The 18,140-nt window shown below is 32.8% G+C and carries 8 protein-coding genes; 5 read left to right on the top strand and 3 right to left on the bottom strand.

Annotation, left to right across the window (positions count from 1 at the left end; translation table 11 throughout):
* The first annotated feature begins 163 nt into the window (after window positions 1-163).
* The 5 genes from recG (at window position 164) to pheT (ending at window position 11,076) form a co-directional block, all read left to right on the top strand.
* Window positions 164-2,272, top strand: coding sequence for an ATP-dependent DNA helicase RecG (recG, locus tag OZP06_RS16490; protein ID WP_281323989.1), 2,109 nt, complete (start codon window positions 164-166; stop codon window positions 2,270-2,272).
* Window positions 2,273-2,526: 254 nt separating this feature from the next.
* On the top strand, window positions 2,527-3,594 hold the full coding sequence (locus tag OZP06_RS16485; protein ID WP_269222835.1) for an efflux RND transporter periplasmic adaptor subunit: 1,068 nt from the start codon (window positions 2,527-2,529) through the stop codon (window positions 3,592-3,594).
* 255 nt (window positions 3,595-3,849) lie between these two features.
* Entirely contained in the window at window positions 3,850-6,948 is a 3,099-nt protein-coding gene (locus OZP06_RS16480; RefSeq protein WP_281323988.1) for an efflux RND transporter permease subunit, read from the top strand.
* 77 nt (window positions 6,949-7,025) lie between these two features.
* Complete coding sequence (locus OZP06_RS16475) at window positions 7,026-8,339, top strand: TolC family protein (RefSeq protein ID WP_269222833.1); 1,314 nt, start codon at window positions 7,026-7,028, stop codon at window positions 8,337-8,339.
* Window positions 8,340-8,655: 316 nt separating this feature from the next.
* Window positions 8,656-11,076 carry a phenylalanine--tRNA ligase subunit beta gene (gene pheT / locus OZP06_RS16470; RefSeq protein ID WP_281323987.1) on the top strand — a complete coding sequence of 807 codons (2,421 nt, stop codon included), beginning with the start codon at window positions 8,656-8,658 and terminating at the stop codon, window positions 11,074-11,076.
* Window positions 11,077-11,186: 110 nt separating this feature from the next.
* On the opposite strand, the gene OZP06_RS16465 is transcribed toward pheT, so the two are convergent.
* From OZP06_RS16465 to OZP06_RS16455, 3 genes are read right to left on the bottom strand one after another with little or no spacing between them, the layout of a single operon-like run.
* A complete protein-coding gene (locus OZP06_RS16465; RefSeq protein ID WP_269222831.1) occupies window positions 11,187-13,442 on the bottom strand; it encodes an OmpA family protein in 2,256 nt (751 codons plus the stop codon).
* 10 nt (window positions 13,443-13,452) lie between these two features.
* On the bottom strand, window positions 13,453-14,388 hold the full coding sequence (locus OZP06_RS16460; protein WP_281323986.1) for a type IX secretion system membrane protein PorP/SprF: 936 nt from the start codon (window positions 14,386-14,388) through the stop codon (window positions 13,453-13,455).
* 30 nt (window positions 14,389-14,418) lie between these two features.
* On the bottom strand, window positions 14,419-17,916 hold the full coding sequence (locus tag OZP06_RS16455) for a gliding motility-associated C-terminal domain-containing protein (RefSeq protein ID WP_281323985.1): 3,498 nt from the start codon (window positions 17,914-17,916) through the stop codon (window positions 14,419-14,421).
* Between the last annotated feature and the right edge of the window lie 224 nt (window positions 17,917-18,140).

Genomic DNA, 18,140 nt, shown 5'->3' with positions numbered 1-18,140 from the left:
AAAATTGTTGTATTTTTCAAATATAATAATTTTCTTATTGTATTTCCTAAACAATCCCATTTCCAAATTTCCAAACAAAAAACTATCTTCGCTTCAAAAATAAAAATCCGTTTTCATCAGCGCTTTTGTATTTGCAAATTTGTTTAATCCGTGTACAAGAAAAATGTCCAATAATCTCCTAGATACTCCCATAGAATTTCTCAAAGGCGTTGGTCCCAATCGGGGCGCGTTGTTGCGTAAGGAATTGGGGATTTTTAAATATGGTGATTTAGTCAATTTTTTTCCAAATCGGTATATTGACCGCACTCGGTACTATAAAATTAATGAGTTGCAAAATAATATTGCCGAAGTACAGATTATTGGTAAAATTATCAATATCAAAACGGTTGAATTTGGTCGTAACCAAAAACGTTTGGTCGCTACATTTGTTGATGATACAGGACAAATGGATCTCAACTGGTTTCAAGGACACAAATGGATTAAAGAGAGTTTGAAGCTCAATGAAGTCTGTGTTATTTTTGGAAAATGTGCCCAATACGGAAATCAATACAGCATGGCGCATCCCGAAATCGAGTTGTTGAGCGAGCACGAAAAAAGTCTGCGTTCGGCCATGCAACCCGTATATCCATCCACTGAAACTTTGGCCAATCGCGGCATTACAAATCGGGTGATTAACAAAATCATGCAGCAATTGTTTCTGGAAACACAGGCCTTATTTAGTGAAACTTTGCCTGCTTATTTAACAAATGAACTTAAGCTGATTCCCAAGAATGTAGCTTTGTTCAATATTCATTTTCCCAAAAGTGCCGAAATTTTGGCGAAATCCCAATTCCGACTCAAATTTGAAGAATTATTTTTTATTCAATTGCAATTGATAACGAAGAATCTAATTCGGAAACATAAAATAAAGGGACATCCTTTTTCAATAGTAGGGCAATTTTTCAACGACTTTTATCAAAATCATTTGCCTTTTGAATTGACAAATGCCCAAAAAAGAGTAATTAAGGAAATTCGAACTGATATGGGAAGCAATGCCCAAATGAACCGATTACTCCAAGGTGATGTGGGTTCTGGGAAAACCATTGTTGCTTTTATGAGCATGCTTCTGGCACTTGATAATGGTTTTCAGGCCTGTTTAATGGCACCAACAGAGATTTTGGCGAATCAGCATTTTATAGGATTGTCTGAATTGGCAGCTTCTTTAAACATCAATATAAAAATACTGACGGGTTCAACCAAAATCGCTACACGTAGAATTATACACGAAGAACTGGAAAATGGTACTTTGCAAATCCTTATCGGTACCCATGCTTTGCTGGAAGACAAAGTAAAATTCCAAAATTTAGGACTGGCGGTTATTGATGAACAACATCGTTTTGGCGTAGAGCAACGCTCCAAATTATGGAAAAAAAATGTTATTCCACCGCATATTTTGGTGATGACGGCAACTCCTATTCCGCGAACTTTGGCAATGAGTTTGTATGGAGATTTAGACATTTCGGTGATTGACGAATTGCCTCCCGGAAGAAAACCTATTCAAACCGTGCACCGCTTCGATTCCAATCGATTAAAAGTATGGAAATTCATTCGGGATGAAATCGCTTTAGGACGCCAAATTTATATTGTCTATCCATTAATTCAAGAATCAGAAAAAATGGATTATAAAGATTTAATGGACGGTTACGAAAGTATTTCTCGTGATTTTCCATTGCCTACCTACTCCATTTCAATCCTTCATGGCAAAATGAAACCCGTCGAAAAAGATGCAGAAATGAAACGTTTCTCCGAAGGAAAAACTAATATTATGGTTGCAACAACCGTAATTGAAGTCGGTGTTAATGTACCCAACGCCTCTGTAATGATTATCGAAAGTGCCGAGCGTTTTGGATTATCGCAACTGCACCAATTGCGCGGTCGTGTTGGGCGTGGTGCCGATCAAAGTTATTGTATCTTGATGACTTCATTTAAATTGTCCAGTGACAGTAAAACCCGTATGGAAACGATGGTGAGAACCAACGACGGTTTCGAAATTGCCGAAGTCGATTTGAAATTACGTGGACCCGGTGATTTAATGGGAACCCAGCAAAGTGGTGTGCTCAATCTTCAAATTGCTGATATTGTCAGGGATAGAGAAATCCTATTATTGGCTAGAAATTATGCCATTCAAATTCTCAAAGACGATGCCCCTTTACAAAAACCTGAAAACGCAATCCTTAAAGCCGTTTTTATAGAATTAACCAAAAAGAAAAACATTTGGAATTATATTAGTTAGTTTTTAAAGTTGCTAAGAGGTTAAGAATCTGAGTTTCTATTATTATAAGAAAATTTTTTTTCAACTCACAACATATTTTTCTAATCTTAGTTTCTCAGTATCTCAATTTTCAATATTTGTATGTACAAACGTTAAATAATAATCAACAATTCTAATATTCCCAATTCTATAACCTAAATTTGCATTTAACTAAAATTTCTGAAACCTAACCCTATTTTTATATCTAATTTATATAAAGATAAATAGCTCTCCCCATGAAAATAAAAAACATCATTTACACCCTATTAATAATTGGATTTGTTGGATTCATTGGTTATAGAATTGCTTCAAATAAAGCAAAAAACAGCGAGCCAAAAGACAAAGAAGGAAAAGATAAACCAATTACAGTAACAGGAATAGTTGTTCATCCTAAAACTTTTGACAATAATTTATCACTTTCCGGTTCTATTGAGGCAAATGAACAAATTGAGATTCGATCAGAAGTATCAGGAATTGTTGAAGGTATTTATTTTCAAGAAGGAAGTAATGTATCCAAAGGGCAATTGTTGTTCAAAGTAAATGATACAGAGTTAAAAGCACAATTAACGCAAACCAGTACCAAAGAAGGTTTAGCCGCAGAAAATGAGAGAAGAGCAAAATTATTGTTGCAAAAAGAAGCGATAAGTCAAGAAGAATATGATTTTGCAAGAGCCGATTATAAATCTGCACAAGCCCAAACCCAATTAATTAAAGCTCAAATTGCCAAAACTGCTGTTCGTGCTCCTTTTTCAGGAAAAATTGGACTTCGTTCTATTTCACCAGGAACTTATATAACTCCAACAGTTTTAGTCGCAAAATTGGTTAACAGCAGTAAATTGAAAATCACTTTTTCGATTCCAGAGAAATATGCTTCCCAAGTAAAGACAAACACAACTTTGAGTTTTACAGTCGAAGGTTCGGATGAAAAATTCACTGCCAAAGTATATGCTATTGAACCTGAAGTTGCTATTACTACTAGAACTCTTCAAGTTAGGGCAATTACCGAAAACAGTCAAGGGAAATTATTGCCAGGAACATTTGCTAATGTACTTTTGCCGCTGAGTGTCATAAAAGATGCAATTGTAGTTCCAACCGAAGCTATTGTTCCTGTTCAAAATGGTAAAAAAGTATATATTTCTAAAAATGGAATGGCCAAAGAGGTTATGGTTGAAACTGCCAATAGAACAGATGCTTCTATCTTGGTGCTTTCGGGCTTAAAAGCGGGAGATACTTTGTTGACAAGTGGAGTAATGTCTTTAAAAGATGAAGCCCCTATTAAGGTGATTTTAAATTCAAAAAATTAGATTTTTGATTTTCGAGAAACAATCCTTTATTTCAAATTTATATGAAGTTGTATATAAAGAATTGTTTTTTTTAATCTAAAATCTTTGTTTATAAATCAAAAGTTTACAACGCACCCAATTGATAACTAGCTAAATTGTGTTTAAGTGATTCAAAACTTAATTCAGCAAATTTTAATAGTTTAAAAAAAGAATATTCATTGCTAGCAGAAACATCATAAATCTAAAATCTGCGTTTTAAAATCTAAAATCTTTTAAATGAGTTTATCTACATTAAGTATAAAAAGACCTGTAATGACAATCGTTATGAATTTAACGATTATTTTATTTGGTATTATCGGTTACACTTATCTAGGTGTGCGGGAATTTCCATCTATAGATCCTGCTCAAATTTCGATACGAACCAATTATACAGGAGCCAATTCGGATATTATAGAATCACAAATTACTGAACCTCTAGAAAAAGCAATCAATTCGATAGATGGTATTCGAAATGTAACATCTTCTAGTATTCAAGGAAGTAGTAATATAACAGTTGAATTTAATTTGAATAAAAATCTAGAGGAAGCTGCTAATGATGTTCGAGACAAAGTATCTCAAGCCATTCGAGATTTGCCGCAGGATATAGATGCTCCTCCAGTTGTTTCTAAGGCTGATGCCAATGGAGATGCAATTATTTCGATGACCGTTCAGAGTGATTCCAGAAATGCCTTGGAACTAAGTGATTATGCAGAAAATGTTATAGGCCAACGATTAGAAACAATACCAGGTGTAAGCGGAATTCAGATTTGGGGACAAAAAAGATACGCTATGCGTTTATGGATTGATCCAGTTAAATTAGCTTCGTATGGATGTACAGTATCGGAAGTTAGAGAAGCATTAAACCAGCAAAATATTGAATTACCTTCTGGAAAATTAACGGGAAGCAACACGGAACTTACTGTAAAAACGGTCGGAAATCTTTCTAAACCAGAGGAATTTAATAATATTATTATTCGCTCAGATGGAGAGAAAATTGTTCGTTTTAGCGATGTTGGTTCTGCAATTTTGGGACCCGAAAATGTAGAAACCAAAATGAGCCAATCTGGTTTACCATTGGTAGGTGTTGCCATCGTACCACTTCCGGGAGCTAATTATTTGGACATTTCTAAAGCTTTTTATAAACAATTTCAAAAGCTTAAAAAAGATTTACCCAAAGATATTAAACTAAATATTGTAATTGACAATACTATTTTTGTCAAACAATCGGTAATTGAAGTAGCTGAAACATTAGGGATTTCGATTATTTTGGTGATTTTGATTATTTTCTTGTTCTTTAGGGATTGGGCAATTGCTTTTAGACCATTAATTGATATACCAGTTTCTCTTATTGCTACATTTTTTATTATGTGGCTTTTTGGCTTTTCTATAAATGTGCTTACTTTATTGGCAATTGTTCTTGCAACTGGTTTAGTTGTAGATGACGGTATTGTTGTAACCGAAAATATTTACAAAAAAGTCGAAGAAGGAATGTCACCAATTGAAGCGGCAATTAAAGGCTCGAATGAAATATTTTTTGCGGTAATTTCTATTTCAATCACCTTAGCTGCGGTATTTTTACCGGTTATTTTCCTCGAAGGTTTTGTCGGGCGATTGTTTCGGGAATTTGGTGTAGTGATTGGTGCAGCCGTTTTAATTTCAGCTTTTGTTTCTTTAACTCTAACACCCATGCTCAACGCTTATTTAATGAAAAGCGGAGAACAAAAAAAATCTAAGTTTTATATACAAACAGAACCGTATTTCGAAAAATTAAATAGTTCATATGCTGATGCTTTGAATCGTTTTATGAAGAAAAAATGGTTGAGTTTTCCCATTCTAATAGCTTGTTTTGGACTGATTTATTTGTTTTTTAATATAATTCAAAAAGAAACGGCTCCTTATGATGACCGTTCGGCTATTGTCATGTCTGTAACAGCTCCAGAGGGTTCTTCCTATGAATATACGGATCGATTTATGCAAGAAATTTCAAAATTGGTAGATGATTCTATTCCAGAAAAAAAAGTCGCTTTGGTGATAACTTCCCCAGGTTTTGGCGCTTCAACCGTAAACAGCGGTAGAGTACGTATTGCTCTAGTGGATCCTTCTGAAAGAAAGTTGAAACAAAAAGAAATTGCCGAAAAATTAACCAAAATCACTAAACAATATTCAGTTGCAAAAACGTCAGTTATTGAACAGCCAACTATTGCGGTAAATAGACGTGGTGGTTTACCCGTACAATATATTATTCAAGCACCAAATTTTGAAAAATTAAGAGAAAAAATTCCATTATTTATGGATGAAGCTGCCAAAAATGAAACTTTTTCTATAACAGATGTGAATTTAAAATTTAATAAACCCGAAATAAATGTTTCAATAAATAGAGAAAAAGCAGAGAGTTTAGGCGTTTCCGTAAAAGATATTGCTCAGACTTTGCAACTTTCACTCAGCGGACAACGTTTTGGATATTTTATGAGAAATGGAAAACAGTATCAAGTTATTGGCCAGTTTGAAAGACAAGATCGTTCTAAACCTTTGGATTTAACTTCAATGTATGTAAAAAATAGCAAAGGACAACTCATTCAAATGGACAATGTGGTTACTATTGAAGAGCAAAGTAATCCGCCACAATTGTATCATAATAATAGATATATGTCGGCGACAGTTTCTGCAGGTCTCGCTCCAGGCAAAAGTATAAGCGATGGAATTGATGCAATGAATGAAATTAAAGCCAAAGTACTCGATGATTCTTTTACAACCGATTTAGGGGGAGAATCTAGAGATTTTGTTGAAAGTAGTTCGAATACTTCTTTTGCTTTCGGATTGGCATTGTTACTAATATTTTTAATATTAGCAGCACAATTTGAAAGCTTTATTGATCCTTTTATTATTATTTTGACTGTTCCAATGGCCGTTGCGGGTGCTTTATTTTCACTTTGGTTGTTCAATCAAACTTGGAATATTTTTAGTCAAATTGGAACCATTATGTTGATTGGATTAGTAACCAAGAACGGAATACTAATTGTGGAATTTGCCAATCAATTGCGTGAACAGGGAAAACCAAAATTAGAAGCAATTCTAGAAGCTTCGGAAGCGCGATTACGTCCTATTTTAATGACAAGTTTGGCTATATCCTTGGGGGCATTGCCTATTGCTTTATCTTTAGGAGCAGCATCAACCAGCAGAATTGGAATGGGAGTTGTCATTGTAGGAGGTACTATTTTTTCATTGGTGCTTACTTTATTTGTAATTCCGGCTTTGTATTTAATGTGGTCTAAAGCAAGAAAGCATTATCCTGAATTTGACCATATTGACGAATATGAAAACGAAGTAAAAAAATAAATTTTCAATTGATTAAAGAAATGGTTTTAATTCAAAAAAAATCAATTCTTTGATAATATAAATGAAAGTAAATAATTATGATAAATACCAAACTATTTTTTAGAAGTCTACTGTTGCTTTTCTTTTGCTTTGCAATAGGAAATGCACAAGGAATTTTAACATTAGAAAATGCCATTAAAATTGCATTGGAAAACAATTATGAAATAAAAATTGCCGACAATAATTTAAAAATGGATAAAACCAATGTTGCCATTGGTAATGCCGGAATGCTAACATCAATTAGCGCCAATGCATCTGATAATAAAAGTGTTCAAAATACTTCGCAAACTCGTTTAGATGGCACTACAGTTGAATTAAAAAATGCTCAGAATAATAATTTAAATTATGGTGTAGGTCTGGACTGGACTATTTTTGATGGTTTAAAAATGTTTGCCCGATTCGATCAATTGAAAGAATTACAAAATTTGAGCGATGCACAGTTAAAAAAGACCATTGTAAATACGGTAAGTAGTGTAAATTCTGTTTATTATGATTTGATTCAAGAACAACAAAAACTAGAAGATTTGGATTCTACAATTGTAATTTCCAAGAAAAGATTAGAATTCACAAAAAATCGTTATACCATAGGAAAAGGTTCAAAACTGGATGTTTTAAATGCTCAAGTTGATTTGAATACCGATCTCGGAAATTTATTAAAAGAAAAACAGATTTATGCCAACGCAAAAACACTTTTAAATAAAATATTGGCTAGAGATTTAAAAAGCGATTTTATTGTTTCTAAGAATATAACTGTTGATAGAAAATTGCAGCTATCAGAATTATTAGCATTGGCAGAAAAACAAAACCCTGAATTGATCATTCAAATCATTAATAAAAAGGTATCAGAATTGGATTTAAAGCAAATTAAAGCGGATCGCTATCCAGTTGTACAAGTAAATACGGGATACAATTTTAATGAATCAACTTCTAGCCTTGGTTTTAATACCCAATCTTCTGCGCGCGGATTGAATTATGGTTTTACAGCTTCATTAAATTTATTTGATGGAAATGCTCAAAACAGAAATGAGAAAATTGCTAAAATGCAAGTAGAAAATTCAAAGTTAGTAATTGAACAGCAAACAATTAACTTGCAGAGTAACTTGACAGTGGCTTTTCAAATTTATTTAACCAATTTAGATTTGATTGATTTAGAAGAAAACAATACAGCCATTTCAAAACAAAATCTTGATATTACAGCTGAAAAATTCAAAATAGGAACAATAACTTCTGTTGAATTTAGAGCCGCTCAATTGAATTATATCAATTCAAAAATTCGTTTGAGTACAGCACAATTTCAAGCAAAATTATCCGAAATTACTTTAAGGGAACTCGCAGGAAATCTTCAATTTTAAGAGATTTTCTTAATTAAAATACACGATTCTTATAACCTTTCTATAGAATTTGATACTTTTTTTGGTTTTTATAGATCGCGTTCAACTACATTAAAAATTAAAAATATAAAAAAACATATTGAGGAAAAAATTTAAATACAGCGTTGAATTTTGTTGTAATAGTTTTAAACTTTGATACAAACTAGCTTTGACCCTCAAGAAACATTGATTATATTTGCAGTCTTAAAAATTTTACAATTTAATTACAATTATTCCAAAACAACCTGGAATCAATAGTAGTGGTACTTATTAAATAAAAAACAAATATTAGCTTCGCATGAAAATATCATATAACTGGTTAAAACAGTTCATTAAAATAGATTGGAAATCAGATGAAACAGCTGCATTGCTTACTGATTTAGGACTTGAAGTTGAAATCGTAGAAAAATACCAATCCGTAAAAGGTGGATTAGAAGGAATTGTAGTGGGACATATTCTTACTTGTATTCCACACCCGGATGCCGATCGATTGAAAATAACCACTGTTGATCTTGGAGATGGAGTTCCTTTGCAAATTGTTTGTGGTGCCAGTAATGTTGACGCGGGACAAAAAGTGCCTGTAGCTACTATCGGTACTGTATTATATGATAAAGATGGAAGTTCTTTTACCATTAAAAAAGGAAAAATAAGAGGACAAGAAAGCCATGGAATGATTTGTGCCGAAGATGAATTGGGTCTTGGCGAAGGTCATGAAGGAATTATGGTGCTTGATAATGCAATTCCAGCAGGTACATCGGCTTCTACAGTTTTTAAAATTGAAAATGATGAAGTTTTCGAAATTGGTTTAACACCAAACCGTGCTGATGCAATGAGTCACTTTGGAACAGCACGTGATTTAAGGGCTGGATTAATCCAAACAGGTATTAATGTAGAATTAATTACTCCATCTGTAAGTAATTTTAGAGTCGATAAAAGAACTCTAAAAATTGATGTTGATGTAAAAGACATTCAATTGGCTCCAAGATATTGTGGAGTAACTATTTCAGGAATTACTGTTAAAGAATCTCCAGATTGGTTAAAAAATAGATTAAAAGCTATTGGAATCAATCCAAAGAATAATATTGTTGACGTCACTAATTATGTATTACATGATTTAGGTCAACCTCTTCACGCCTTTGATGCTGGAAAAATTACTGGAAAAATCATAGTGCAAACCCTTCCGGGCGGAACAAAGTTCACAACATTAGATGATATAGAAAGAACTTTGCATGAAGAAGACTTAATGATTTGTGACGAAAAAGGCCCTATGTGTATCGCTGGTGTTTTTGGTGGTAAAAAATCTGGAGTTTCTGAAACTACTAATTCTATCTTCCTTGAAAGTGCCTATTTTAATCCAGTAAGCATTCGAAAATCAGCCAAAAGACATCAATTAAATACCGATGCTTCCTTTCGATTTGAAAGAGGTATTGATCCAACAATAACAGAATATGCTTTAAAAAGAGCAGCCTTATTAATACAAGAAGTAGCGGGGGGGGAAATTACATCTGACATTGTTAATATATACCAAAAGAAGATCGAAGATTTTGCCGTGTTTTTAAATTTTAAAAATGTAGCAAGAATTATCGGACAAGAATTACCTAAAGATACAATTAAACAAATTTTAGCTTCGTTAGAAATTAAAGTAAATAGTATTTCAGATGCTGGTTTGGGATTGACTATTCCTGCATATAGAGTTGATGTACAAAGAGAAATCGATGTTATCGAGGAAATTTTGAGAGTGTACGGATATAATAATATTCTGTTCTCCAAAAAATTGAATGCTACCGTTTCAAATTCTCCACGAAATGAGGATTATAAAGTGCAAAACATTGTTGCTTCTCAATTAAACTCACAAGGATTTAATGAGATGATGGCCAATTCATTGACAACAGCTTCTTATGTACAACTTTCTGAAATGTTAAAAGAAGAATATAATGTAACAATGCTTAATCCATTAAGTAGTGATTTGGCAACGATGCGTCAATCTTTGCTTTTCTCGGGATTAGAAGCTATATCGTATAACATTAACCGAAAAAATTCCGATTTAAAATTATTTGAATTTGGGAAATCGTATCATAAATTCCTATCCGGTTATGAGGAAATTAAACATTTAACATTATTTCAAACAGGAAATAGAAACCAAGAGAATTGGACAAGTCCCCAAAAACCTTCCGATTTCTTTTTGTTCAAAGGATATATTGAAGGAATTTTATCAAGATTAGGAATTTCAAATGCAAAAAATGTTGCAGTAAATACAGATGTGTTTTCAGAAGGAATTGCTTTAGGAATAGGTAGTGATATTTTGGTTGAATTTGGTGTTGTTAAGAAATCAGTTCTAAAACATTTCGGAATCAAACAAGAAGTTTTCTATGCCGATTTTAATTGGGCTATAGTTTTAAAATTAATGTCTAGTAAAATTAAATACACTGAAATTCCAAAATATCCTGAAGTTCGCAGAGATTTGGCTTTATTAGTAGATCAAAGTGTATCATATGATTCAATTTATAATATTGCAAGACAAACCGAAAAGGCATTGTTAAAAGATATTAATTTATTTGATGTCTACGAAGGACAAAATTTACCAGAAGGTAAAAAATCCTATGCTTTGAGTTTTATCATACAAGATACAACCAAAACGCTAGAAGATGCTCAAATTGACAAAATTATGAATAAACTGAAAAAGAATTTTGAAACAGAACTTGGTGCAAGTTTGAGATAAACTCTTTTTACTATTTATGAAAAACCTAATTTCAATTAAGAAATTAGGTTTTTTTTATATCTAAAAATCTGTGCCAATCTGTGAAATGGGTGTCGTTTTTTTTTGATAAATTATAAATTCTTAATCACAAATTCACTTCTTCTGTTTAATTCGTGTTGCTCTTCATCACAGGAATCTTCTGGAATGCATTTTACAATTGGAACCGATTCACCATACCCTTTGGCAGAAATTCTATTTTTGGGTATTCCTTGTTCCAAAATATAGGTTCTTGTAGCATCTGCTCTTTTTTGAGAAAGATCTTTGTTGAATTTATCATTCCCGCGATTGTCAGTATGCGAACCAATTTCAACCACCATTTCTGGATATTTATTCATCAGTTCCACTACACGATTTAATATTTTTTTGGATTCTTTTCGAATGTACCACATATTATAATCAAAATAAATAGGATCAGTTTTGATGATTAAACGGTCTCTATCTTTTACAACATCTTTCTCGGCGGAAACAATGGCTGCTGTTTTTTCTTTTTTCTTAACTTCTGCAATTTCTTTAGCCTTTTGATCTGCAATCAATTTGTCTTTTTTCAATTGTTGCACTGCTGCTATATCTGCCAATTTCCTCGCTTCAAGTGCAATAGTATCCTCTTTTTTCTTTTGTTTTAGAGCAATGGCATCCGCAATTTTCTTTTCCTGTAAAGCAATTGCATCTACTTTCTTTTTCTTTTCCAAAGCAACCAATTCGGCAGCTTTCAATTGTTTCGCTATAAGTAAATCGGCAGCAACTTTTTTATCCAAAGCCACTTGCTCTTCCTTTTTGATAATTTCAAAGGAACGAATTTCCATAGAACCATCATTTACTTTGTTTCTTTCTCCTGAAATATTGAAGCTTTTTGAATTTTCAGTATAATTTTCTTTGGTAGCAAATACCGAATAATTGGATTCACATCCTATTGCAAAACTAAATTTTCCATCCGATGATGTGTATACTTTTCCAAGCTCTTGATTCGAAGTGTTTTTCAAGATTACAATTGCATTTTCAAGCGCTACATGTGAATCCACATCAGTAATAATACCAGCAATATATTGTTTGCAATCTTCAATGAGTAAATCTTTGGTTTGTTTCAAAGAATAAATATCATCTTTCCCTTTACCTCCTAGCCTGTCGGATGAAAAATAACCTTCCTTGGAGTCTGAATCAATATAATAAGCAAAATCGTCATAACCCGAATTTACAGGTAATCCTACATTTGAAGCTTTGGAATACGAATTACTTTGAATATCGGAAACAAAAATATCTAAACCACCATAACCTTCAAGCCCATTGGAAGAGAAGTACAATTTGTTATCTTTAGAAATAAATGGAAATTGTTCTCTCTTGGATGTATTTATCTTATCTCCTAAATTTATTGGAGTACCAAAACTAAAACCATCAACAGTTACGCTAAAAATATCCAATGAACCCAAAGTTCCAGGCATATCCGATGCAAAATACAATGTTTTTTCATCTGGACTTAAGGCAGGATGTTCGACTGAATAATCTGGGCTATTGAAAGGCAAAGCTTTAATATTGATCCATTTGCCGTTGACTAACTCAGCTCTAAAAATCTGAATATTCGAAATTTTGTCTGCATTCTTTCCTCTTCTTCCATTATTAGAATTGTTTCGAGTAAAATACATTGTTTTGCCATCTTTGGTAAAAATAGCATTGGATTCGTGCATAGGCGATTTTAAATCTTTAGAAAAATAGCTTACTATAGAATCATTTGCATTTATATTTTTTAATGAAACACTAACTAAATTAAGATATGATTCATTATTCCATTTGTACTTTTTGTCCAATAGAGTTGGTTTCTTTTTAACCGCTGCAAATACTAAATTATCCCCCAAAACAACCCCTCCAAATTCTGAATTTTTTGTGTTTAATGCCAAATTTTGAATCGAAAATCGTTCGCCAATAGCAGTCACATTTTTAAGTTCTTTTATATCCCTTTCTAATTTTTCAATCGCTGCTTTATTATTTGAACCCAAATAAAATTTTCGCATTAAATCATTTGCTTCTGCGTATTTTCCCCTGGCTTTCAGCGTTTGAGAATATCTAAAATAATATCCTTCGTCCAAATTTTTGTTTTGAGCTAATAAGGAATATTGTTCTTGAGCTTTATTATAATCATTAGTAAAGTAATAACAATCACCTAGTTTTTGAATTACTTCAACAGTCTGATTTTTAACACTTACCTTTTCATACAAAGGTATAGCAGCGCTATAATAGGTTTTACCAAATAAAACATTTGCCCTTTGCAAATCCTGCTGTTGGGCTTTTGCAAATTGGATTGAAAATACGAAAAGGAGTATGTATATATATTTCATGTTTACTTTTTTAGAAGAACCTAGGTGATTTATCATACCCTTTACCCAATAAATCCAAATTGTATAAGAGTACAATTTCGTGAGAACCCGAATTAAACTGACTTAGATTTGAGGTGGTGTAATCATAAGAATACCCTATTCTTAAACTAGGTGTTACATTGACATTCATTAGTATACTAACCGAATCACCAAATCGATAAGCTGCTCCAAGTTCAAATTTTTCATTGTATAACACATTGGCTGTCAGGTCAACAGAAACCGGAGCACCTTTTACAAAAATAGACATAAAAGCAGGTTTGAATTTGAAGTTTTCATCAATATCAAAAACATAACCTCCAGTAAAATAAGTATGTATTTCTTGTGGTCCAAACGAATTAATTGGAGCTCTTGATTTGATGTGTTCTGCCGAAAGCAAGTTGGGTATCGAAATACCAACATAATAATTATTGGTAAAATAATACCCTCCTACTCCGATATTGGGTACTGTTTCATTTGTGTTTTGAGAAAATGCATCATCGGTAGAAATATTACCACTATTCAATTGAAAGCCATTAAAATTGGTGCTTATGGAAGAAAAACCAGCTTTTAGTCCAAATGAAAGTTTTTGTTTTTCATTCAATTGAAGAATATAAGCAAAATCAGCAAAGAAATTGGTTTCCTTTTTGGCGCCATCACCAATATCATCAGAAATTAAAGAGAAACCTGTTTCTATCTTTTCATTTATCGGTGTATGAGCAAAGAGTGTTACCGTTTTTGGAGCTCCTTTAATTCCAGACCATTGGTAACGGTACAAACTTCCTAGATTAAGTATAGAAGGTGTGTTTGTTACATAGGCTGGGTTTACTGCACTCATATTTGTCATATACTGCGTAAAATGAGGGTCTTGCTGTGCGGATGCCTTTAGTATAGAAAGGAAAAAAAACACTAGAAGTATTATTTTCTTCATTAGAATAAATTTTATAAGTAAAAAATTGAATTATCGGTTTAAATAAAGTTGGCCTTGTTTTGGAGACAAATTGTCTTTATTATAATTGATAACATAAAAATAAACTCCTGTTGGTGCGTCACCATTAATAAAGCTGGAATTGGAATTTTTCCCGTCCCAAGCAGGTTTGTTGATATTGCCTTTAAACATCAAATTCCCATAGCGATTGTAAATTTCTAAAGTATAATTAGGGAATAAAAATTCGATATCAACTATTTCAAAGGTTTCATTTACTCCATCTCCATTTGGTGAAAATCCATCAGGAATCAAGAAGTTATCTTCTGTTGCGGTACAATCGGTTAGAGTAACCGTTGCTACCAATGGATTGGAATAACAGTTTGTATTTGTATCTAAATTAAAACCATAATAAGTTGTTCCTTCCAAAAGTAACTCGCTATTAGCAAGTACTGTGCCATTTGTAGCTGAATCATACCAGGTTAAGTTATTATTCGAATTGGTATTATTGGATAAATTAAGAATAGTAGGTTTATCTATTCCGCAAAATTCTTGTCCGTTTTGATTTAAAGTTGGAGAAGGCACAACATTTATAAGCACATTAATTGAAGCCGCAGCTGATTCACATCCAGTTGTACCATTAGCTTCTTTTACATAATAAATACCTGAAACCAAAAGTTTATTACTAGCCAATGGTGTTGAATTAGAAAGCGAATCGTACCATTTGTATTGATTTCCATTTGGATTTAAACTGGCTACCGTTTTTAAATCTGTCTCGCAAAATTTTTGATCAGTTGCAATTGGAATAGTAGGGATTATATTTATAGCAAAACTTTTGGATATTGGGCTTGGAAATAGTGCCGAACAACTATTTGATACATTGGTTAAATTGTTTATATCCAAAGTATTATTGCCAGTTGCAGAAAGCGAAGATGCTGGAATTATAAAGTTTGTTTTACCCCCGCTTACCGCCAAAGAAACTGTTTGAGAACCTATTGTATTAGTTCCATTTACAGCATAGCTCAATGTAATATTCGTTAAAGTTCCCAATCCAGTAATGTCAACATTTACATCCTGACCCAAACACCCATCTTTGACAGTCACAACCATATTTGTGACATCGGGTACCGCATTGACAACAAAAACTTTCGTTAGAGTAGAACTGTTGGTACAAAGTGTCACTGAGTTTGTGATATTGGTAATTGATATAGTAGTATTTCCTGCATTTGCAATTAAGTTGGAAGCAATTGGAAACAATCCCAAACCTCCAGTGATAGTCAAGATCGCAGATTTGGCAGAAGCAATATTAGCGCCTGTTAAATTGTAAAGAATATCATAATCCCCATCCGCCAAATTGGAAGTTCCAGAAAAATTGACTACCGCATTGAATCCTTGGCAAATAGGTACAATTGTTAATGTTGCAGTGTTGATTTGTGGAGTAGAATTGATTTGCACTGCAATCATTTTTAAAGGAGATTCACATTTTGTCAACGCATTTACTTCTTTTACAAAGTAATTTCCAGATAATAATGGAGTTGTACTTATTAATGGAACTGTACTTACTGCAGAATCGAACCATTGGTATTGTGTACCTTGTGGTTGCAAATTGGTAACTGTTGGAGTATCAGCAGTACAAAATTTTTGGTCTATTGCAACAGGAATTGCTGGAATTGGATTTACAGTAAAATCTTTAGGAAATAATATTGTAATCGAACAACCAGTTAATACATTGGTCACTTTGGTAATGGTAAATGTCGTCAATCCAACATTTGGAATATCTGTCGCTGGAATAGCAAAACTCTTTGTGCCTCCAACAACAGTCAACGCTAAAGTTTGAGTTAATACAGAATTGACTCCAGAAATAGTATAATCTATAGAAATATCCGTCAAAGAACCTAAGCCAGTCAGGTCAATTGTTGCAGGCAGTCCTTGACAAATATCTTTTATGACAATGGCCAAATTTGAAACATCTGGTAAAGGATTTACGGTAAATTCTTTATTCAATGTCGACGAATTGGCACAACCAGTTGCAGTATTAGTGATTTTGGTAATGGTAACAGTCGTTTTACCTGATTTAGGTATTAAACCACTTGGAATTAGAAAAGAAGAAATTCCTCCAATAACATTCATAACACCCGAAACGCTACTTACTATATTTAATCCAGTTAAATTGTATAAAATAGCATAAGTTCCATCGGTAAGATTTGAAGTTCCAGAAAAAGCTACCGTTGCATCTTCATTCTGACATACAGGATTAATCGTTAGTGTCGCATTGTTAATTTTAGGAATTGGGTTAATTTGAATTACTCTCGAAATTAAAGGAATTATATTGTTACAAATGTTAAGTGTTGACCCACTAACAATATTTGTAACGGTTATGGTATAATCTCCAGAAGCAGAAAAATTACTCCTATCAATTGGAAAAGTCAAAACATTATTAAAAAAGCTACTAGTTTTAGTTATTGGTGATCCATTACCCGATATTGTATAGGTCACGGAATAGGTTCCGTCTGGAATATCATTAACATTTTGTATAGTTCCAGAAAATGCAGTTGTTGCAATTTCATTTTCACAAATTGGAGTATTTAAGTTTAAAGTGGCTCCTGTATAATCAAGTAGTTTTTCTATTGTGATATCGACATTCGAGGTTTCATCATCACAAACATTATTATCTGTGAATACCGTATACGTAAAACGATAACTTCCTGGACCTTTGGTATTATAAATATTTTGGATATCAACAGTAGAATCTGTATCGTCGTTATTGTCAATTTCATCAGTTAAGACTTCGGTCCAAACTCCACCTTGGTCTTCACCTGTTAATAGATCATTTAAATTAAAATTGGTATAAGAACTTAACCCATTAGAGCACAATCTTAAATCAGTAGGAATTCCAGGTTCCGGAGAACGATAAATTGTAACAAAAACTTTAGCATCAGGAGGTGCCGCACAAGAACCTATAGCGGGTATTGAATACGTATATTCGTAAGTAGTATCATAATTTAAATTTGTAGCATTTAGAATATTTTTGGTTAAACCCACAGCACTTGTATTTCCAACCCAAGTGCCTCCAGACTGAGGTGCTAGAAAGCTACCATTAAAAGCCTCAAATAAATTATAGGCCATATTGGCATTACAAATCGAAGAATTGAGCGCAGGTACCCCTGTGTATCCTCCAATGGTAACGGTTACAATGGCAGTGTTATCAAGACAACCAGAAACTCCAGTAACGGTATAAGTATAATGATACACACCACTTTTTCTGATTAATTGTGCATTTAGAATACCCGTTGTTTTATCAAATCCTCCTGATTTATCATCATCTTTCCATGTTCCTCCAAGAGTATGACCTAAGTCTAATATTAGATTAAGATCAATATTTTGACTAGCAGGATTTGTAATATCACAAACATCAATGGATTTGTCATTTCCTGCACATTGCGCATTTACTTTTGTAGAGCATAAAAAAAATATATAGAAACTTAAACAAACGTAGCATATAAAATGTTTTGACGAAAATAGTTTTGGAATCATATAAAATGTAGGATTTTCCCAAAAATAAACATTTTCTCATAACTTAACATACATTTAACTTAATATTTAAGATATTTTTTTTTAATAATACATTCTTTAGTGAAATAATTCAAAATAGTAGTTGATATAAATAATTATACTTTCGTCATTTAATAGTAATATAAGAACTGAAATTTATTGTGATTAAATATAGCACAAAAAACAGCCCCACATTGCTGTGGGAC

The organism is Flavobacterium sp. IMCC34518, from assembly GCF_027111095.2.
Lineage (GTDB): Bacteria > Bacteroidota > Bacteroidia > Flavobacteriales > Flavobacteriaceae > Flavobacterium > Flavobacterium praedii.
This window is presented reverse-complemented; position numbering and strand designations above follow the sequence as displayed.

Coding starts and splice junctions, on each gene's coding strand:
- pheT (WP_281323987.1), top strand. CDS start 8,656: ATGAAAATATCATATAACTGGTTAAAACAGTTCATTAAAATAGATTGG.
- OZP06_RS16455 (WP_281323985.1), bottom strand. CDS start 17,916: ATGATTCCAAAACTATTTTCGTCAAAACATTTTATATGCTACGTTTGT.
- OZP06_RS16460 (WP_281323986.1), bottom strand. CDS start 14,388: ATGAAGAAAATAATACTTCTAGTGTTTTTTTTCCTTTCTATACTAAAG.
- OZP06_RS16475 (WP_269222833.1), top strand. CDS start 7,026: ATGATAAATACCAAACTATTTTTTAGAAGTCTACTGTTGCTTTTCTTT.
- recG (WP_281323989.1), top strand. CDS start 164: ATGTCCAATAATCTCCTAGATACTCCCATAGAATTTCTCAAAGGCGTT.
- OZP06_RS16485 (WP_269222835.1), top strand. CDS start 2,527: ATGAAAATAAAAAACATCATTTACACCCTATTAATAATTGGATTTGTT.
- OZP06_RS16480 (WP_281323988.1), top strand. CDS start 3,850: ATGAGTTTATCTACATTAAGTATAAAAAGACCTGTAATGACAATCGTT.
- OZP06_RS16465 (WP_269222831.1), bottom strand. CDS start 13,442: ATGAAATATATATACATACTCCTTTTCGTATTTTCAATCCAATTTGCA.